Raw genomic sequence first — 20,172 nt, 5'->3', positions numbered from 1 at the left:
TATGACCCATACGATGAAACCGCAGAACGCATCGGCTTCCGAGAGTGTCCCCGCTTCTCCGGAACACGTGCGCGATCTTGAGAAAAAGGTGCGGCAGTTGGAAGATACCGAGAAAGCGATTCTCAACGTTCTTGACGATGCCCGTATCCTCGAGGGACAACTTCGGGATCAGACCGAGGAATTGAAAAAGTTCCGCATGGCAGCGGAGGAGAGTTTCGATCCCATGATTATCACCGATGCGGATGGCATAATACTGTATGCAAATCCGGCTATTGAACGCGTTACCGGATTTTCTCGCGATGAAGCTATTGGGAAGACTCCGTCTTTATGGGGGAATCAGATGGAGAAAGTGTTTTACGAGAATTTTTGGAAGACTATCAAGGAACAGAAGCGGAAATTCTTTGGAGAAATACAGAATAAGCGAAAATCGGGCGATCTCTATTTTGCGGAAATCGGCGTGTCCCCGCTTCTTGATGAACGGGAGAATATCCGTTTCTTCGTTGCGGTTCAGCGAGATGTGACCGAACGACATCGATATGAACAGCGATTGGTCGGTCAGGCCGAAGATCTGAAAATTGCCAATGAAGCGCTCGCTCGAGAGAAGGAAGAGCGCGATTCGGTTTTGCGTTTTTTGCGATCGATTGGCGATAGCGTCATAGCGGTCGATCTTGGAGGAAATTTCTTGTTTCTCAATGAGGCAGCGGAAGATATTTTGGGAGTTTCCATGGGCGATTCCGAGGCGCGCTCTCTTTTGGGAAGGCGATGTCAGGAGTTTTTTTCGCTAGCGACTGATAGACATCCGGAGATATCGATAGATTTTCTTGAGCAAGTGATCGCGAAGAAGTCTCCGCTGGAGAATGCGCGCGGTTTGCTGGTGCGGAAAAATTTGGAGGCTTTGCCGGTCGCGTATTCCGTTACCCCGATATTCTCCGACAACGATCGACTGCTCGGGTGCATGATCGTTCTCAAGGATATGACGGAGGAACGAGCTATGGATAGTGCAAAGGACCGGTTTCTTTCTGTTGCGGCGCATCAGTTGCGAACCCCGCTTTCGGGGATGCGGTGGAATATGGAGATGCTCCTGGGCGGTGATGTCGGAGATATCTCTCCGGAAGTTGCCGACACGGTGAAGAAGATACATGCGAACACGCTTCGGATGATCGGGCTTATTAACGATCTTTTGAATGTCGCACTCCTTGACTCCGGGCAGGATCCGGAATCGGCGGAAGCCGTCGGGATCGTTGAGACAATAACATCGGTGATTGGGGAGTTGCAGTCGCTTGCTGAGAAATCCGGTGTGCACATTGATTTCTCTCCGACGAAAGAATCAAGCCGGTGGAAGGTAGAGTCTTTTCCGAGGCGTCTCCATGAAATCTGTGAGAATCTCATTCACAATGCTGTCAAGTACAGCCGTCCGGAGTCTGTCGTTACGGTTACCTTGGAAGGACTTTCGGATAGTGAAGTGAGTCTTTCCGTTTCCGATACGGGGATCGGCATTCCGAAATCGGAGCGCGAGAAAATCTTCGGGAAGTTTTTCCGCGCTTCAAATGCGCTTCGTTGGAAGACGGAGGGGTCCGGTTTGGGATTGGCTGTGGTGAAGAATTTTGTCGAAGAGATGGGCGGTCGGGTTTCATTTGAGAGTGAAGAAGGAAAGGGAACGACGTTTCTCGTTATATTTCCGCTTGCGAAAAAATAATAGTTTTTTGTATTTTCCTATGGCAACTAAAGACATAAAATCATCGGACAAATCAAATTCCATTCTTATTGTTGAAGACGATGAATTTATATCGGATGTTTACATGAAGAAGTTGGCTTTGGAGGGGTTCGAGATGGATCTTGCGAAGGATGGCGAGGAGGCGCTTCGGAAGATCCGCGATCGGAAGCCGGATATCGTACTTCTTGATATTATGATTCCGCTCAAAGACGGTTTTCAGGTGCTGACAGAGCTACACGCTGATGCGGCGTTGTCGGATATCCGCGTGGTAGTAATGTCGAATCTGAGCCAGGGAAAGGATATTGCCCGTGCCAAAGAGTTGGGCGCGCTTGATTATATCGTGAAATCGAATGTCTCGCTTCCCGATATGGTGCAGCGCATTCGAAAAGCACTCACCTCTTCGTAGATCTCTCCGTATAGCGCTGCGGTTGAGTCTATTTGAAATCGGTCCAGGCTGTGCTTGTAAATCCCGAAGTGCGCAATGCGCTTCGGGATGTTTTTTTTTTTTTTTTTGACAAATGGTGATTTATTTGATAGTCTGTCAAGACTTCGAGCGGCGGGAGCCGTTTTTTGTTGGCTCTTCGCTCCTCGTGTTTCTCTTAATTTTTTGTGCTGCTTATGGAAATCCGGAATATCGCTATTATCGCGCACGTCGATCATGGGAAGACCACCTTGACCGACGCGTTGATGCGCCAGACGGGCATGACAGAAGAGGGGGCAAGCATGGATTCCAATGCGCTCGAGCAAGAGCGCGGCATCACGATTTATTCCAAGAACGCGGCGCTTTTCTACAAGGATACGAAAATCAATATTGTTGATACGCCGGGACATGCCGACTTTGGAAGCGAGGTGGAGCGAGTGCTCCGATCGATCGACTCGGTATTGCTCGTCGTCGATGCGCAGGAGGGCCCGATGCCGCAGACGCGATTTGTGCTCAAGAAGTCGCTCGAACTGGGGCTCAAGCCGATTGTGGTGGTAAATAAGATAGACAAGCCGGCGGCGCGCGTGGAGTGGGTGCTTGATCAGGTGTTCGAACTCTTTCTTGATCTCGGGGCGACGGACGAACAGCTTGATTTCAAGACCGTCTATGCGATTGCGAAGCAGGGAATTGCGAAGCGAAACATGACGGACGATTCAAATGATCTCTCGCCGCTTCTCGATACGGTGCTTGAGGCGGTGCCGGCCGCAGCGCAAGATACGACATCTCCTTTCCGCGCCCAGCCTTTCAATCTCGGGTACGATAATTTCTTGGGACGTCTTGCTATTTGTCGCGTCTATGAGGGTTCGGCAAAGGTGGGCGATACGGTATTCGCGAAGAAGCCGACCGGCGAAGTATCTTCGGGGCGAATTACCAAAATATTCACCTTTCGCGGTATGAATCGCGAGGAGTCGCCGGAGGTATCTGCGGGAGACATTGCGCTTATTGCCGGTATTGCCGATGTATATATCGGTGACACGATAGCGCACACCAAAGAAGCGGACAATCTTCCGTCGATCGCGATTGACGAGCCGACGATCACCCTGCATTTTCTGGTGAATGATTCGCCGTTTGCCGGACGTGAAGGAAAGTTTGTAACACGCGAGCAGCTTCGCGAGCGTTTGCGCCGCGAGCTTGAGATAAATGTGGGGCTCAAAATAGATTTTGATTCGAGTGAGAACTTTGTTGTCTCGGGACGTGGCGAACTCCACATTGCCATTCTTCTTGAAACGATGCGTCGAGAAGGCTATGAGTGCCAGGTTTCTCAGCCGAAAGTCATCATGAAGGAAATTGACGGCAAGAAATGCGAGCCATTTGAAGAAGTGACGGTGGATGTGCCGACGGAATATTCGGGCGCGGTGATCGAGCGAATGGGGAAGCGCAAGGGTATTATGGCGGATATGAAACAGGGTCAGGGCAATGATTCGAGGCTTCTTTTTGAGATTCCGACGCGCGGACTTCTGGGGTATCGAGGGCAATTCACCGTGGATACAAAGGGCGAGGGCATTCTCTCGTCGCGGTTCTTGGAATTTCGTCCGCATGTGGGCGATATCGAGCACCGGAGCGTCGGCTCGATGATCTCTATGGCAACCGGAAAGGCGCTCGGTTTCTCGCTCTGGAATCTGCAGGAACGCGGCACGCTCTATATTGGCGCCGGCACGGATGTATATGAGGGGCAGGTAATCGGCAATGCCTCGAAGGGCGATGACATGAGTGTCAACCCAACCAAGGGCAAGCAGCTTACCAATATGCGTGCCTCGGGCTCGGACGATGCGATCCAGCTCACGCCGGCATGGACGCTTTCGATCGAGCGCGGGCTCGAAGTGATGGCAAGCGACGAGTATCTCGAAATCACTCCGGAAAGTGTCCGACTTCGCAAACAATACCTTACCGAGAATGACCGTGTGAAAGCGGGGAGGAAAGGCAAGTAAAGTGTTAAAACAGTGATTTTTTATTGAAAACGGCTTGAAAGAGCCGTTTTTTGTTTCTTGTTGTATTTGTCCGAATATATTGACAAAACATGGGCGATATGCTATCATCCCGGTTGTGTGGATCTTTGACAATTCACCCGATACGGCGGAGAGGTGGTTTTACGGCTGATTCAGGCATCTGATTGTGTCCGTGGAAATTTCTCCGTCGTATCGGAAAGTGGTTTCTTGTTTTGTTTATAGTCTTCATTGAGGAGGAAGAAAATGGTAAACAGAGGTAAACTCGATCAACGGAGATGGCAATTAAAATGGTACCTTTCGGGGGCTATTCGTTGGCAGCCGGAAATTCCAAATGGAAGTCGTATTATTTCAGTTGTGACGCATTATTTTGGTGGAAGGGCATTCCAGGAGAGGTATTTGTTTGCGAGTCTACCATGGATACACAGTCTCACGATGGGTGGACTATCATCTGGGATGGAGATGTGAAATGTTTCGTTGTCCCTGCTCACAAGCGTTACGTGTTCGGGGCGTTGATTCAGGGAATCCCAGGTAATGCGATTCCTGTAGATGTATTTTTTGGGAAAGACTGAAAACTAACCGGTCGCTAGGCGACCTACTCGGGAGAAAGTGAGAATGAGTAAGATAGTAGAAGTAACTGTCATTCGCCATGGCTTCCGCGATGCGGATGGTGTGTTTCATCGCCGTCGGATCGAGGTCAGGCAACTGACCATTAATGATGGATCGCGGGTTGTTATCACTCCTGTCGATTTTGGGAGTATTTCTCATCAGTGGAGTGATAGGACCTGTAAGGGGCGGTACCTGCCTTCTCGAAGCACAAATAGCGTCGTTCGTGTTGGACAGCGAGGATAAGCTAGTGAGTTGGGGCGGGTGTGGAAATAAATTTCCCTCCGCCCTCGATTTTTTTTGAAGTCTCTATATATATGGGGGCTTTTTTGTTTGGTTGGAAATTTCAGCTGTGCTTGACGGGAAGTATTTTCCTTTTTGTCATACCTGCGAAGGCGGGAATCTCTGTTCCACCAATTCGAGACGATTACTTTTACTTTGTGAACAAAGCTTGCAATGATCTTTCCATGAGGTAAGTGGAGTCTGGATTCCCGCCTTCGCGGGAATGACGGCAATGGGTAATGGGTGCTATGCTGGCGCTATGTTGAAATCGGCACGACAACTTTCGTGGTACGCGTTTGTCTTTCTCTTGCCGTGGCAGACGGTGTGGATAGTACACGAAGTGTTTGTGAGGGGTGAGAAATGGCAGTATGCGACGATTGGTCTCTATTTGTCGGATGCGGCGCTTCTGACGTGCGCGGCATTTTTCGTTTTTGGAGCAAAGCGGGGAGTGTGGCGCACTCTTGCGCGCGATCGCCTGTTCATTGCGATAAGCACGCTCTTTCTGTGGTCGCTTTTGTCTGCTCTCTGGGCGGTTGATGAGAGTCTTGCATTCCTTTCTGCGTGGCGAGTGTTGCTTCTGGTGCTTGCTTTTGTGCTTGCGCGATATGGCGGGTTTTCTATTCGAAAGACGATTTCGGTTTTCCTCCTCTCGATGTCGATTCAGGCACTGCTCGCGCTTTCGCAGTGGGTCGGGCAGTTTGTTGCGCTGTCGACGCTGCTTGGTATGGCGGAACATGATCCTTCGCGGTGGGGGACATTTGTCTTGAAAACCGAGAACGGGCGATTCCTCCGCGCCTACGGCGGATTCGAGCATCCGAATGTGCTCGGTGGAGCGCTTGCGGTCGCGGCGCTTTTTGGCGGGTGGTTCTCAGTGACTGCGAAAAAGGTTTCTTTTCGAGCTGCTTCTTTGGGGGCGACCGCGCTTCTGAGTTTTGTGCTCGTACTCACGTTTTCACGGAGCGGATGGATGGGGTTTTTCTTTGGGACGGGAGTATTGTTTTTTGGATTCATTCGATGTCTGAAGTGCTCTCTTTTCTTGTCATTCCCGCGAAGGCGGGAATCTACGCTTTACCAAGATTCGGATGTGCCAAGAGAAAACTTTTCCGAAACGCGCCTTTCGACGGTTGATATTGCTGATAATTTTCCGAGAAAATCCTGCTTCAATTCATCCGGAGTCTTGTGGTATCTGGATTCCCGCCTTCGCGGGAATGACGGAAGGGGATGGGTAAGCAGTGTAGTTATTGTAGTTCTTTTGACCTTCATTTCTTATTCGGTGGCGTTTTTTCTTGTTCGCGATATCGCCCTAAGCCGATTTTCGGAGGCGACGCTTGTGCGTGAAGGTTCTCTCTCGGACCGAGAAATATTCCTTGATCAGGCATTTAGGACCATACGCGAACACCCGATTCTTGGTGTCGGTGGCGGGAATTTCACGGCGTTTTCGATGTGGCGGTTTCCGGATGTCGGGGATTTTGTCGGTGCGTTTCAGCCGGTGCATGTTGTGCCGATTCTGGTATGTGCTGAGCTCGGTTTGGTTGGGTTTCTGCTCTTTTCACGCATACTTCTTATCTGGCTCTTTTCAGCATGGAAAAGCAGGAATGCACTTTCGCTCGCGGTGTTTTGCGCGCTTCTACCTGTTCTCTTTCTTGATCACTGGCTCTGGAGCGGACACTTCGGCGTGATATTCCTTGGATTCCTTCTCGGAGTATGTGTGCGGGCGAATGCTGACGCTGAGTTGGAGATTATTCCAAGTGCACGTTCTCGGTCATTTCAGTGAGGGCGGCACGGAGATATAGGTGCTTTTCGAGGGATGGATCGTCGAGGAGGAGTGTCGAAGCTTCTTCTTGGGCGATTTTTATGAGGCGGGTGTTCCCAAGGTGGCTCATGGCGATATCGGGGATACCGGACTGGCGGAGTCCGAAGAACGCTCCCGGGCCGCGGATTTCCAGATCTTTTTCGGCAAGGGAGAAACCGTTATTGCTTTCGACAAGAGCATCGAGGCGATCATTGGTGCTGTTTTTCCCTGGAAGGAGGAAACAATAGGATTGGTGCGCGCCTCGACCGACTCGGCCGCGGAATTGGTGGAGCTGAGAGAGTCCGAATCGATCGGCATTTTCGATAATCATAACGGTGGCATTGGGCACGTCGACGCCCACTTCGACGACAGATGTGGAGACGAGGACATGCAGGGCGCCTTCCTTGAAGTCACGCATCGTTTTCTCCTTTTCGGCAGGTTTCATTTTTCCATAGAGCAGTCCGACGGAAAATTCGGGAAATACTTTTTTAGAGAGTTTCTCGTGCTCCGTTTTGGCGGCTTTGACTTCGGAGAGCGTGGCCGACTCTTCGACGAGCGGCAAGATGATGAAGACTTGCCGCCCTTTTTTTATCTCTTGGCGAGCGAATCGGAAGACTGTTTCCTTGGCGTCGCGTGTGGCGGCGATTTTGGTGACGATAGGGAGGCGATTTTTCGGCATTTCGTCGAGTATGGAAATATCCAGATTGCCAAGGAGGGCAATGCCAAGCGTTCGCGGTATCGGTGTTGCGGTAAGTGTGAGGAGATGAGGCGTTGTTTTTGGCATCCCGTCCTTCGAATGCCGTGTCGCTTCTTGGAGTGCGGCTCGTTGGGAGACGCCGAAGCGGTGCTGTTCGTCAACGATAACCAGTGCCAGGTTTCGAAACGACACGTCTTCTTGGATGAGTGCGTGCGTGCCGATAACAATGCTGGCAAGTCCGCTTTTCACGGCGTTTTTGAGTGTTTCTTTGGCGACGGTTTCCGAGGCGAGTCTGTGTGAAGATCGAGTAAGCAGAGCAATCTGAAACGAAGTTTGCGCGAAGAATTTCGAGAGGGTTTCGTAATGCTGGCGAGCGAGTACTTCTGTCGGAGCAAGAAGTGCTACTTGGAATCCGGCTTGTGCGACGCGAAGTGCGGCAACTGCGGCAACTGCTGTTTTTCCAGACCCAACGTCCCCGTTCACCAGGCGATTCATCGGAATGTCGCGGGCGAGGTCGTTGAGAATCTCTTCGATAGCTTTTGTCTGTGCAGCGGTAAGCGGAAAGGGAAAACAACGTGCGCTTTCCGTGAAGAATTTCTCGTTTTTTGGAAAAGAAACGGCGGACGACTGTTTCCAAATCGATTTCAGTTCGAGGCTTTTGAGCTGGGCAAGAAACATGTCGTCAAAAGCGAGGCGTTTCCGTGCAATCTCGACTTCCTCCGGAGATTTTGGGAAGTGAATCATGCGAAGCGTTCGGGGGAGTGTCGGCAGATGGAGTTTTTCCACGAGCGATTCCGGAAGTGGGTCAGGGATGCCCACTTTTTTTTCGAAGAGCATCTCAATTTGCCATCGGATAAACTTTGATGTGAGCCCGTACGTCTCCGGGTAGATGGGGACGAGGCGCGCGGTATGTGTCGGGCGGCGACTGGACCGCTCAAACGCCGGCGATGTCATGGCAAATCCGTCGCGGTCGCGGGCGACTTTTCCGGAAACGCGGATTCGCGTGTCAGGCGGCAGGTTTCCGGTAATCAGTTTTTGGTTGAACCAGATCAATCGAATGGTTCCCGAATCGTCGGTGAGATCTGTCTCAAATATGCTCATGCGCCGTTTCCACGTCTTTTTTTCTTGGAAATGTCCGACAGTTCCTTCGAATGTCGCTTTTTCTCCTTCGATGGCGTCCGCAATCGACTTGATGTGAGAGAAATCTTCATATCGAGAAGGAATGTGAAACAAGAGATCTTGAACGGTGCGTATGCCAAGTGCTGAGAATTTCGGGATGAAACTCTTTTTGATCGTTGCAATGTCACTGAGATATGTTTGAGAGGAAAGCATATATCCAATAGAACGTTTTTATCCGGCTTTGTAAAGAGATTTGTCGAGCGACTCTGATCATTTTGCGAATACGAACAGAATGATTTATACTAAGGGCGTTTCCTGTGAGAGGTGTTTCTCTTTATCTCCTTTTGTGTTTTATGGGTGATTCAGTGGTGAGCGATATCATGACGGCATCGGTTATTTCCGTGAGTCCATCGGATCCTTTGCAGAAAGTGGCAGCACTTCTTACCGAACATCGGATTCATGGTGTTCCCGTCCTTGATGACGGAGCTATTGTCGGTATTATTACGGAAACGGATTTTTTTACCAAAGATTCGTCGAATATTTATCTTCCGTCATATATAGACTTTATGAGGAAGATGCGTGTTTCGAGTGAGATGAGCGGAAGTCGCCGCGAAATGGTTGATCGACTGATGCAAGCGAAAGCCGAAGATATTATGAGTTCGCCGTGCCAAACGGTTTCCGAAAGTATGGCAGTTCGGGATCTTATCGGAAAGTTCAAGGAGACGGGATTAAGTGTTTTTCCGGTAACGAATGACATGCAGCGCATGGTTGGCATTGTTGCTATCGCCGATATATTGAAGTCATTTGATTCCTCGAAGGAAGTGATATAGCCCGTGTTCTCCATCACGAAAATAGATATCCTTTACGTTTAAGCATATTTTTGCAGCGCTATGGCTGAAGAAAAACAAAAGAAAGATCCCCTTCAGACGGGAGGGACCATGAGTCGGCATATTGACAATCTTGCAAGTGATACGTTGCCATTTCTGGGGAAGTCTTGGGTTTTTGTGTCTCGCACGCGCGTGAAGACTTGGCAAGGGCTTTTCATGCTCGCCTTTATATCTGGCGCATTTGTGTCGTTTGTCTGGAGCGTGTCTGTGGAAATTGAAAGTTTGTCTAAGGCGAGTGGAACAGCGACGCTTTCCATGACATCGCCTGATGCGACTGGGGACGGCACTACGATCAATGTTGCACAAGACGATACGTTCTCTGTGGACTTAGTGGTCGATACTGGCGGAGTTGATGTTGTTGCGACGCGAGCTATCGTGACGTATGATCCGGCGGATTTTCAACTGACCGGATGGGATACGAGCGGATCCATATTCGGTGTCGACAATACCTGTATGTATCAGGGGAACCCATGTCAGATCGTGGATAATGATACGGCTGGTGGGACGATTTCATTGACACTTGCCAAACCGTCGCCCGGAGTAAAGAATAATTCGGGACTTGTGGCAACGCTGACTTTTAAGGCGCTTCGCTCGGTTTCTGCGACGACGAACAATATTCGCTATACTTTTGTTGGTCCGGATGACGATACGGATTCCGATGTTATCGAAGAAGGTGGATTTGGCAATGATTTGTTGTCCAATGTCTCCGGTATTCGGGCGCTCGTCGGTGCACCGACCTGCACGGATTATGTTTACTCAAGTTGGGGAGCGTGCCAGTCGGACAGTACGCAGACCCGGACAGTTGTTTCGACGGTTCCCGATGTGTGTTCCGGTGGGGTTACTCCGGATACGACACAGTCCTGTGTTTATACGCCCCCGACCTGTACGAGTTTTACCGAATCCGGATGGGGTGAATGTCAGCCAGACGGCACACAGACACAGACAGTGACGGGTGTTCCTGCGGGCTGTTCCGGTGGAAATCCTCCGGCGTCGACACAGGGGTGTACGTATACTGGCGGGAGTACAACCTGTACGAGTTTCGATGTGTCTGATTGGGGAGTATGCCAGGTTGACAATACGCAGACACGCACAGTGACGGGTGTTCCCGCTGGTTGTTCCGGCGGTACGCCACCTTCATCGAGTCAGAGTTGCACCTATGTGCCGACGGTTGTTACCTGCTCAAGCTTCTCCTATGGTAGCTGGGGGCGGTGTCTCGGCGAGGTACAGACTCGCGATGCTGAGGGTGTTCCTGCGGGGTGCAGTGGCGGGAGTCCGGATATCGAGCGGTCGTGTGCGGCGGATGCTTCTACCCGAAAGGGAGAGCTCTCGCGAGAATCTATTAAAGTGATTGGTGAAAAAGCGAAGTTTGGGAAGCGAGAAGATTTCATGACTGATGATTCGAAACTTTCTTTCAAGGGGTCGGATGCGGATATCAAAAACGGCAAAGTCGAGATCTATCGCGAGGGAAAATTGAAGGACAGTACAAAAGTGGATAGTAATGGTGACTGGTCGATTAAAGTGACTGAAAAAGAAAATGGCACTTCCCGGTATGCGGTGCGCTATATTGATGCGGATGGAAATGAGGTGGACAAGTCTGCTTCCTACAATATTTTCGTTGACGATAAAGATCCGGAAATTACCGATCTTCCCCGATTTCTTACGAAATCCCGTGGTGAAAAGGTGTGGTGGGATGCAGAAGACAACGAGGATATTGATCACTATCGCTATCAGTTCCTCGGTTATTGGAAGACGACAAAGAGCAAATCGTTCAATATTCCGGCAGATGCCCCGGTTGGTCTCCATATGTTCCAGCTCAAGGTCTATGACGATGTTGGCAATAGCACTTCAAAGACGATTTTGATTCGTGTTCGATAACGCATTAAACCCTTCTAGAATCGTATGAAACAAAAATCGAACATCTCTTTATGGAGAAGTCGAGTATTGAGAGGATTGTTTTTCGGATCTCTTTCTCTCGCAATACTCTCTGTACCAACAGTCTTTGCGGAACTTCCGCCGCCGCCACCACCACCATCGAGTGCGCCGCCCACGCCAACAAGTCTTGTTGCGTCGTCTCCTTCGACGACACAGATTAACCTATCGTGGGATGCGGTTTCAGACGGGTGGCTTGCCGGGTACAACGTCTATCGATGCGGCGGTGCCGGATGTACGCCCACGGTGCAAGTCGGGACGACGAATTCAACGACGACGACGTACTCTGATACCGGACTTTCGTCGGGAACCTATGTGTATGCTGTGACGGCGTATAGTGGGTTTGGCGAGTCAGCTCAGTCGACCAGTGTCGAAGTGGACACGCAAACCAAGACCTACTCGCTTTCTGACTTTACCGCGCTGGTCACTCAGTGGCTTCAGACGGGATCGGGACTCTCGGCGGATGTGAATACTGACAATGTGGTGAATACGCGTGACCTTGGCATCATGATGAGTTTCTGGAGCGGCGCGTAAAAGAAGAGGTTGCGTTGTTTATGACACGGATCTTAAGTGTTTTCGTGAACCGGAAAAGACAGGCGAATTGCCTGTCTTTTGACTTTTTTGGGAAAAGATTTCGATGGGAAGGTAACTCTTCTGCTTCCTGTTTCGTGTGCGCTCGGCAGGAATCGAACCTGCGACCTTCTGGACCGCAACCAGACGCTCTATCCACTGAGCTACGAGCGCGTAGCCTCGTTTAAATATGCAGGAAACGAGAGAGAGTGTCAACTACCGTCGGCTCGTATTTCACTTCCCGGACCGATGTGAGGAGCGCCTCTCGTAGGGCGACCGGGTTTGCGGATCCGAGTGGGATGCGGACGGAAGCTATGAGCGACCCTCGTGTTTTGAGGAAGAGGCTTCGCTCGTCTTCTTCGTATATAATCCAGAACGACTTTATGTTGTCGAACGCATAGATTTCTTCTTCAACGACGACGCCTTCGGATGTGATGGCGCACCTGAGTGTCTTGGGAGATTTCCGGCTATGAAGGAATGTGACGGTTCCGAGGAGGACAAAGGTGATGGCCATGATGGAACTATTCTCGATGAGAGCATAGACAATAATAGCGAGAAACACTCCGAGCAAGAGGAGAAGCGCGCGCGAATGAGCCGGCGATTCGTCGAATTCCGGCGCGGTCCATGTGAGTTGTGGCGGATTGTTTGTCATGGAGGAGTGCAATTCTTTGCGGATGCGTACAGTATAGCACGGTTTTACAAGCCGTTTCTTTCTTGTTAGTCTGGAAATGTTTGCAATATGGTGGGGTGACCGAGTGGTTTAAGGTAGCAGTCTTGAAAACTGCCGTACCGGAAACGGTACCGTGAGTTCGAATCTCACCCCCACCGCAACGAGAGATAATTGGCTACTTTCCTGACAGATCCTATGGAAGAGGTCAATTGGTCCGACTTCGAAAAAGTAGAATTGCGTGTCGGCACTATTCTTGAGGTAGCTGATTTTCCTGAAGCTCGCAAGCCTGCTTACAAATTACGGATTGACTTGGGGGAACTTGGAATAAAGAAATCAAGCGCTCAGATTACTCGGCATTACACAAAAGAAGACCTGTTAGGTAAACAGGTGATATGCGTCGTTAATTTCCCTCCAAAACAAATAGGGCCTTTTATTTCGGAGTGCCTTACTACTGGTTTTGCTGATGAGCATGGCGATGTGATACTGGCTCAACCGGAGAGACAGGTTCCTAACGGATCGAAAATGTTCTAACCTCCCTTCATCCTCTTTACCTGTTATTGATTCTTAAGAATACGGACTTCTCTATGCAAAATTTTACTCACGATATCGTGCGAAGTGTTGCGCCGTGGTTTGTGGATCATGGGGTGAAGATAGTGGCTATCGTTTTTGCGGCGCTGCTGGTTCAGCGATTTGTCGGGGTATTTATTGAGAAGTCGGTGCGAAAGCTGGTAGTGCCGAGTCGATTTCTCAGCAAAGAGGCGGAACGGAAGCGAGAGGACACGTTGATTCGTATCTTTTCGACATCGGCTGGTATTTTGCTCTGGGTTTTGGTCGGGCTGATGATGCTCTCTGAGCTTGGCTTTGCTGTTGGGCCGCTCCTTGCGGCGGCAGGGGTTGCGGGCATTGCCTTCGGCTTTGGCGGGCAGTATCTCATTCGCGATCTTATTAGCGGACTCTTTATTATCATGGAGAATCAGTATCGCATCGGCGATGTGGTGTGTTTCGATACGACATGCGGGCTGGTTGAGGATATCAGTCTGCGCATGACGACGCTTCGCGATCTTGACGGTGTCGTGCATCATGTGCCGCATGGAGAGGTGAAACAGGTGTCCAATATGTCCAAGAATTTCTCTCGTGTCAATCTCAATATCGGCATTGCTTACAACTCCGATTTGGAACAGGTGATTTCGGTGGTGAATCGCGTGGGCGCGGAACTTGCCGAGGATCCGGATTGGAAAGATATGATTATTGCGCCACCTCAATTCCTTCGCGTCGACGATTTTGGCGATTCGGCGATCGTGATCAAGATTCTCGGAGATACGCAGCCGATCAAGCAATGGGACGTGACAGGCGAGCTTCGCAAGCGTCTCAAAATAGCTTTTGATAAAGAGGGTATTGATATTCCGTTTCCGCAGCGAGTGATTCATCAGGCAAGGTAAATAGCACTTCTCCCGAGGATTGCGTATTCGTGGTATAATTTTTGCAGTAGGTGCAAGCATAATTATTTATACGCATGCGTATGAAGATGGTGCATATGGTAGCCTTCATTCTCCTCATCGTTGGGGGAATCAATTGGCTGCTTGTCGGGGTATTTGGCATGGATATTGGCGACTTTCTTTTTGGCGGGATGGATTCGGCGATGTCGCGACTGGTCTATGTGCTGGTAGGCGTGGCGGCGATCTATGAAATTGCGACGCACAAGAAGAATTGTCGGACATGCGAATCCAGTACGGGCGCGCCGTCTTTGTCGCAGATGTAGTCAAAATCTTTCTCTCGGGAGTCATTCCGGATGTTTGTTCGGAATGACTCCTTGTTAGTCGTTGGGCGGAGATATTGTTTTTATTGGAAACACTTCGGTTTTGTATGCATTTCAACTTTTCATCGGGAGAGAAACAGCTGGGGATTCGCCGGGGTCGCAAGACGAAATGGGGCGTTTTACCTCTTTTGGTTATCGGGCTCTTTTTGGCATCGGCCGGGATATATGGATTTCGCGCGTATGCTCGAATTCTCGAAGCTCGTCCGTCGCTTGATATGATGATTGCCGGCGTAAAGCCGGAGAGCTCTCTCGGAGTGACGTTTCCCACTGCGGTTGATACGGACGGGTTTACCGACGGTGTTCGTTTGATACCGGATACGCCGGTTGTTTTCGAATGGACTGATGATGATCGGAAACTCTTGGTGAAACCGGTGAAGCAGTGGTTGTCAGGGATGCGCTACGCGATTTCTTTGCCAACGGGGAAAACCGTCTGGCTCGGGTCGATTCCGGAAACGACACTTTCTTTCGAAACGTGGGCCCCTCCGGAGGTAGAATCGGTTTCTCCGAGCAATGGCGCAAAGGATGCGTTGCTTGGTGCGGAGGATCCGGTAGTGGTGCGTCTTGATCGTCCGGCGGCGGATTCTTTTCTGGATTTCTCATTCAATGGTGAAAAGGCAGTTGTGTATGGCATTGATTCGGATAAACAGGAATTCCGTATTCTGCCACCGGATATTCAGTCGGGGGTGAAATATGTGCTCATGGTTCGCGTACGCAACCGAGAATCGTCCGATGATTCATTTGAAACAATCTACACCGGAAGCTTTGAGACGCTTCCGCCGGAACCGACTACTATAGCAAAGGATTTCCCGACACGACTCCTCAACGCGAAGCGCTATACGGTGCCCGTTGTGACTGCGGGGAAGTACATCGATATCAATGTGGAGACGCAGGTCATGACGCTCTTTGAAAATGGGAAGGCGATCGACGCCTTCATGGTATCGTCCGGCAAGCGAGGAATGGATACGCCGAAGGGGAATTATACGATCCAAAACAAAACGCCGCGCGCCTGGTCCAAAGCATATGGTCTCTATATGCCGTATTGGATGGCGCTTGTTGCGAGTGGGAAGTATGGCATACACGAATTGCCCGAATGGCCGGGCGGTTACAAAGAGGGGGCGAATCATCTCGGCACACCGGTTTCGCATGGCTGTGTCCGTCTCGGTGTCGGTCCCGCCGCGCGCGTCTACACCTGGACCGATATCGGCACGCCCGTTACGGTGCATTGAATTTGAAAGTATATTAAAATGCCACTGAACCTAGCTAGGTTCAGTGGCATTTTCTTGTTTTCAGCGACTCGGTGGCTACGGGAAGCCGGCAGACGTTGCTTTCTCCTCGACAAATTCGAGAGTGTGTTCTAGTAACGCTACAGCTTCCTCGTCACCCGCATCTTCATTTCTTTGCTGTATTCGATTGAAAATCTCCTTTTGCCAAGAGCTAATCCCTTGACCTCCTCTCGCGCCATCAAGTAGGCGATCACTGTATTTCTCAAAGAGCTCTGTAGGTGTCATTTCGCTCACTCCTCTTTAAATGTTGCTCTCATGGGTTCCAAGAAACACGCTCGCATGGAATATACGAATCGGGGCGAGTATGACATGGTATTCGGGTGGTGTCAATTGTCGGCCGATAGAAAACACCTCCCGAGAGTTCGAGAGGTGTTTCTGTTTGCAGAGCAAATGCCGGAGAGAATTACCAGTCCCGCTTGTTGCTGCTACCGTAACCGCCTTCATTTCCACCTTGGCGTGGGCGGGGTTCGAACGGACGAGCCTCGTTTACCACGAGGGTGCGACCATCGAGATCCTTCCCATTCCACATGGAGATGGCTTTTTCGGCATCCGCATCACTGGCCATTTCGACAAAGCCGAAGCCTTTCGAACGACCGGTGGCACGATCGGTAATAACGCTCGCCGACGTCACGGATCCCGCTTCCGAGAAAGCTTCTCGAAGACCGTCGTCCGTGGTGCCGTATGAGAGGTTCCCGACGTAGAGCTTCTGTGCCATAGAATTCAGATTCTAAGGTAAGAGTAACGCGAGTAAGCCGACCTTCTTTCTCCTCTACCTGCTCCCGCTTTCCCTAAAAGCTCGAATATCTCGCCCTTAGAACGTCTCCCGACTTATCGAGAGATTCCGCCAGAAACTCATTGAGAGAAAACTTACTACTGTCGCGAGTGTAGCATACTTTTTGCTTCTATGCAAGGCTTGGCGCTGTCGGATATCCTCGGGGCAATTGCCTTGCCAGAGGGCGTTTGGCAATGATACACTCTTCCTAGGCGCACGTGGCGCTTCCTCAGTGTATGTATTCCTTGTTTTTTGCTCCTCTCGTATATACCGTATGGGCGCGGAAGCATGAAATGACCGGGAATGGTTGTTTGAAAATACGTGGGAGTCTGGAGAGGTGGCTGAGCGGCTGAAAGCAGCACACTGCTAATGTGTTAAGGGGGAAACCCCTTCCAGGGTTCGAATCCCTGCCTCTCCGCACTGTATATTTAGTATCGGATGACCCGAGTGCCTTAGTAACGGGTACTGCAAAAAACCACTCAAATTGGTGGTTTTTTGGTATCCAGTATTTCTTTACTGAGAGCTTTTGCTTATGTAAACTTATAGTAAGTTATGCCCTTGAAAGAGAAATCAAAAAATTGGGGAATATCCAGAGATTCTCACACTCCGAGAGAGGCGTGTGAATTACTAAGCTGTCATCCGAATACCCTCCGCAGTTGGGATCTTTGGCGGGTAACTAGCAGTGCTTTTTATCGACATAAAGAAAAAGCTGGATGATTAGACATTAAAACGATTACGGACTAACTAGCCAAGTATTTGGAAGGGCTCTTTTTCTAGTAGCGATAAGGAGGAGGGGTTCTCCTGATGGCGTCAGAATCTGACAAAATTGTTCGATAATCCGTCGAATATAGCGTAGTTTGTGTTTCGTAACGCGGATCCGTTTTTGGAGATGGGGAGGTAGTGTTATCATTGGCACGGCTCTTGACGGAATCATAGTATATGTGTATATTGTAAAGTCCAGTTTTGGTTTATATCTGGATAATATCAGTTCTTTCGAATTCTATTTGGGAGGTATAGCATGATTGGTTTAGTAGCATATCCCACTAGTGAAGATGAGATTCGCAAAAATCAAATTCTTGATTCAAAGAATAGGCCAATTTGTCTAGTCCGAGTTGATGGCCAGAAATTAAGGCTTTATGTTGGACCAGATGCACATGGTTTTATTTTTGAGGATGAGAATGGTGAATACATCAAAGTTGGGAATGAGAAAAGATGGTGGAGAGGAGTTTTGGACCCACTTCCTGACGATTCAAGGCTAAGTAGGCTGAAAAAATTTGGATTTTGTTCTATCAAACCAGATGCCTATGAAAGGAATCTTGATGGGTTTATCCGGACAGAGCTGGAGTCGATTGGGAGAATTGTTGGTGAGAAGAGAGTGCTGATCGAGGAATCAAATCTATTTCGTCTCTACCCGTACTTTTTCGAGCCGGAATGGGAGACTGTTCTTATTGAGTATTTCTGTTCAAGTCCGACATTATTTATAGTTCTTGCAGGTGAATCTGTAACCGACAAGCTTCTTGAGTTAAGAAGGAAGATACGATCGAGCTATAGGATTCCTAAAGAGCATCCGATTAGGAATCTGTTTCATTGCTCGGACTCACAGGTAGAAGCGATCCGAGAAGCAATTATATTTTTTTCAGTGGAAGAGCTAATCAAGCTAGTTGGTTGCTCTGCGGAGAATGAGTAGCGTTTGGCTGTGATGGTCAAACGCTTTTTTAAAAAAGTTGGATATTTATGAATGGATTTTTTATTGCAGTTGCAATAGGCTTTCTCTTTGTATCAGCATTATGGATACTAAGAATCTTTAGAACTGTTCTCTGGTTGAGGTTGAATGTATCTGAAAATATATCGTCTGCTAATGGGAATAACGGTGTTCGATTTTTTGTTCTGATACCAGTACTTGATGAAATAGATATTCTGGAGAATACAATAAAATACTTTTCTAGCATCCTCCAATCATTTGATGGGTCTAAAGTGATAATAGTGACAACGGAAGAGGAATATAATCTCAATTATAAGGGAAGTGGAAGAGATACTGTTGCCATGTCAAAGTTACTTGAGAAGAAATATGACAACATAATTTGTGTACACTACCCTTATACGGGAGGAAAGATGGCACATCAGGTGAACTACGCAGTGAATTTTATAAGAGGCTCCTTTCAGTTAAAAGCGGGGGATTATTTTGCTCTTTACAATGCTGATTCAAGACCGGATAGCAGGACGTTTTATTGGGTCTGGCGAGTTGTGCGTAGTGTCCGAATGGGAGAAAATCCTCCCCAAGTTTTTCAGCAATACGGAAATTATCTTGGGAACTATCCGATCATTTCCCGCATATCTAATTTTTTAAGAAAATCCATCCTACTTTCCGCGTCGCTGTGGCAAAATAGGTGGAGCATCGGTTTTGAGATTCCGCATTCTTTGGATCAATTCAAAGAGAGAAATGCGCGACCGTCCTTGTTTGCTCCCATGAATTATTGCATTGGGCATGGGCTATTCTTTTCGCAGAGAATTTACAAGGAGGTCGGTGGTTTTTCCGAAGATATGCATAACGAAGATGCTATTTTTGGTTTGCAACTGAATTATTACGGGTATGTTATTGAGCCGATTCCGTTTTTTGATGTTTCCTATTCTCCGGATAGCATAAAGAGTCTGTTTTTTCAGAAGGCTAGTTGGTTTTTCGGGCCTTTGCAGGCATTTGACTATTATTTTCAGATAACAAAAAATGATCCCTCTGTAAAAAGGGATCGTCTTTTGATTTTCTCTTTGAAGTTATTTTCTCATGCTATCTATTGGATCGTGGGACCGTCATTCTTGCTTTTTTTGTTTCTTTGTACCGCTATTTCAGGTTCAACAGCTACATGGGCATCTTTCTTCTTGGTATACGTATGCTTTTTGGTAGTGCCGAATTTTCTTTCCTGGATCATTTTTCGGGGAAAAGATGCTACTGGTACGCTGGTAATTTTCGTATATTTGCTTTCGGGAAGCTTCTTCTTTTATATGCTCCATGGTCTTTCCGGATGGTTATCAACCTTTCGTTATTTTGGTTTTGTAGTTTTCAACTATCCTATCAGAAAAAGCAAAACACTCATTCTGCATGAACATAGTAATTAGCCAGTAGATGTTTCTTTTCTTTTAATATATCGAAAACCTCAGGAAGGTAATCTACTAGTTCCATGTTCTGCGGAAGATGGCTACTTGGTACCCATTGATATTTATCATGATCTTCCGGGTTTAACACCACATCGAAGCTATCACAGGTACCGATAAATATAAGGCGAATAAACTGTTTATTCTTTTTCTGATCAATGTTTGATGTGTAGTGAAATAAACTGAGATTTTTTATATTAAGCCCAACCTCTTCCGTAGTTTCTCTAATCGCACCTTCTACTGGATCCTCTCCATCATGGAGAGTGCCCCCGGGAATATCCCAGACGCCTGGCAAAACATCCTCACTCAACGATCTCCGAATGAGCAGAACTTCTTGCTTCTCATTGAAGAGAAGTGCGTGCACGATAAGTCCCTTATCCATAATGTTTCTTTAGATATTTTCTTCTAGTCTTGATCACATTGACTTTAAACAATATTCAGTTTACTATGCAACGTCCTAATAA

At 48.7% G+C, this 20,172-nt stretch carries 18 protein-coding genes and 3 tRNA genes; 16 read left to right on the top strand and 5 right to left on the bottom strand.

Features of this window, described 5'->3' with window-relative positions; genetic code table 11:
* Position 1 precedes the first annotated feature (1 nt).
* From IPK84_01815 to IPK84_01795, 5 genes are all read left to right on the top strand, one after another.
* Positions 2–1,696, top strand: a complete 1,695-nt coding sequence (locus IPK84_01815) for a PAS domain S-box protein (protein QQS16073.1) — start codon at positions 2–4, stop codon at positions 1,694–1,696.
* A 19-nt stretch (positions 1,697–1,715) separates the two neighbouring features.
* Complete coding sequence (locus tag IPK84_01810) at positions 1,716–2,120, top strand: response regulator (GenBank protein QQS16072.1); 405 nt, start codon at positions 1,716–1,718, stop codon at positions 2,118–2,120.
* A gap of 212 nt (positions 2,121–2,332) precedes the next feature.
* The gene (gene typA / locus IPK84_01805) at positions 2,333–4,123 is read left to right on the top strand and encodes a translational GTPase TypA (GenBank protein QQS16071.1); all 1,791 of its coding nucleotides are present in this window, start codon (positions 2,333–2,335) and stop codon (positions 4,121–4,123) included.
* Between the two features lie 630 nt (positions 4,124–4,753).
* Positions 4,754–4,990, top strand: coding sequence for a hypothetical protein (locus tag IPK84_01800; GenBank protein ID QQS16070.1), 237 nt, complete (start codon positions 4,754–4,756; stop codon positions 4,988–4,990).
* Between the two features lie 268 nt (positions 4,991–5,258).
* Complete coding sequence (locus tag IPK84_01795; GenBank protein ID QQS16069.1) at positions 5,259–6,800, top strand: O-antigen ligase family protein; 1,542 nt, start codon at positions 5,259–5,261, stop codon at positions 6,798–6,800.
* On the opposite strand, the gene recG is transcribed toward IPK84_01795, so the two are convergent.
* Complete coding sequence (recG, locus tag IPK84_01790) at positions 6,766–8,847, bottom strand: ATP-dependent DNA helicase RecG (GenBank protein ID QQS16068.1); 2,082 nt, start codon at positions 8,845–8,847, stop codon at positions 6,766–6,768. The two genes, IPK84_01795 and recG, sit on opposite strands and share 35 nt — an antisense overlap.
* Positions 8,848–8,987: 140 nt before the next feature.
* Here recG and IPK84_01785 point away from each other — a divergent pair, with 140 nt between their 5' ends.
* Genes IPK84_01785 through IPK84_01775 form a run of 3 tightly spaced genes read left to right on the top strand, consistent with a single transcriptional unit; the run spans position 8,988 to position 11,984 of the window.
* Positions 8,988–9,464, top strand: a complete 477-nt coding sequence (locus IPK84_01785) for a CBS domain-containing protein (GenBank protein QQS16067.1) — start codon at positions 8,988–8,990, stop codon at positions 9,462–9,464.
* Positions 9,465–9,524: 60 nt separating this feature from the next.
* Positions 9,525–11,396: a hypothetical protein gene (locus IPK84_01780; GenBank protein QQS16066.1), complete on the top strand. Its 1,872-nt coding sequence runs from the start codon at positions 9,525–9,527 to the stop codon at positions 11,394–11,396.
* 24 nt (positions 11,397–11,420) lie between these two features.
* On the top strand, positions 11,421–11,984 hold the full coding sequence (locus tag IPK84_01775; protein ID QQS16065.1) for a fibronectin type III domain-containing protein: 564 nt from the start codon (positions 11,421–11,423) through the stop codon (positions 11,982–11,984).
* Positions 11,985–12,121: 137 nt separating this feature from the next.
* On the opposite strand, the gene IPK84_01770 is transcribed toward IPK84_01775, so the two are convergent.
* Together IPK84_01770 and IPK84_01765 are read right to left on the bottom strand one after the other, a co-directional pair.
* Positions 12,122–12,194, bottom strand: a tRNA-Arg gene (locus IPK84_01770).
* 10 nt (positions 12,195–12,204) lie between these two features.
* The gene (locus tag IPK84_01765) at positions 12,205–12,672 is read right to left on the bottom strand and encodes a hypothetical protein (GenBank protein ID QQS16064.1); all 468 of its coding nucleotides are present in this window, start codon (positions 12,670–12,672) and stop codon (positions 12,205–12,207) included.
* 89 nt (positions 12,673–12,761) lie between these two features.
* Between IPK84_01765 and IPK84_01760 the strand changes: the two genes are divergently transcribed.
* The 5 genes from IPK84_01760 to IPK84_01740 all read left to right on the top strand — a co-directional run bounded on the left by IPK84_01760 (position 12,762) and on the right by IPK84_01740 (position 15,732).
* Positions 12,762–12,848: transfer RNA gene (locus tag IPK84_01760), tRNA-Ser, on the top strand.
* A gap of 37 nt (positions 12,849–12,885) precedes the next feature.
* Positions 12,886–13,221 (top strand): tRNA-binding protein, encoded by a 336-nt coding sequence (locus IPK84_01755; protein QQS16063.1) that lies wholly within the window; start codon positions 12,886–12,888, stop codon positions 13,219–13,221.
* A 53-nt stretch (positions 13,222–13,274) separates the two neighbouring features.
* Positions 13,275–14,129, top strand: coding sequence for a mechanosensitive ion channel family protein (locus IPK84_01750; protein QQS16062.1), 855 nt, complete (start codon positions 13,275–13,277; stop codon positions 14,127–14,129).
* A gap of 80 nt (positions 14,130–14,209) precedes the next feature.
* A complete protein-coding gene (locus tag IPK84_01745) occupies positions 14,210–14,449 on the top strand; it encodes a DUF378 domain-containing protein (GenBank protein ID QQS16061.1) in 240 nt (79 codons plus the stop codon).
* A 104-nt stretch (positions 14,450–14,553) separates the two neighbouring features.
* Positions 14,554–15,732: a L,D-transpeptidase gene (locus IPK84_01740; protein QQS16060.1), complete on the top strand. Its 1,179-nt coding sequence runs from the start codon at positions 14,554–14,556 to the stop codon at positions 15,730–15,732.
* 460 nt (positions 15,733–16,192) lie between these two features.
* Here the strand turns inward: IPK84_01740 and IPK84_01735 are convergent, their stop codons facing one another.
* Positions 16,193–16,504, bottom strand: coding sequence for an RNA-binding protein (locus IPK84_01735; GenBank protein ID QQS16059.1), 312 nt, complete (start codon positions 16,502–16,504; stop codon positions 16,193–16,195).
* A 388-nt stretch (positions 16,505–16,892) separates the two neighbouring features.
* Here IPK84_01735 and IPK84_01730 point away from each other — a divergent pair.
* From IPK84_01730 to IPK84_01720, 3 genes are all read left to right on the top strand, one after another.
* A tRNA-Ser gene (locus IPK84_01730) sits at positions 16,893–16,979 on the top strand.
* A 600-nt stretch (positions 16,980–17,579) separates the two neighbouring features.
* A complete protein-coding gene (locus IPK84_01725; protein ID QQS16058.1) occupies positions 17,580–18,248 on the top strand; it encodes a hypothetical protein in 669 nt (222 codons plus the stop codon).
* 47 nt (positions 18,249–18,295) lie between these two features.
* Complete coding sequence (locus IPK84_01720; protein ID QQS16057.1) at positions 18,296–19,672, top strand: glycosyltransferase family 2 protein; 1,377 nt, start codon at positions 18,296–18,298, stop codon at positions 19,670–19,672.
* Here the strand turns inward: IPK84_01720 and IPK84_01715 are convergent.
* Positions 19,647–20,090, bottom strand: a complete 444-nt coding sequence (locus tag IPK84_01715) for an NUDIX hydrolase (GenBank protein QQS16056.1) — start codon at positions 20,088–20,090, stop codon at positions 19,647–19,649. The genes IPK84_01720 and IPK84_01715 overlap by 26 nt on opposite strands.
* Positions 20,091–20,172: the final 82 nt, after the last annotated feature.

The sequence above is a fragment of the Candidatus Moraniibacteriota bacterium genome (assembly GCA_016699875.1).
GTDB lineage: Bacteria > Patescibacteriota > Minisyncoccia > Moranbacterales > UBA1568.
This window is presented reverse-complemented; position numbering and strand designations above follow the sequence as displayed.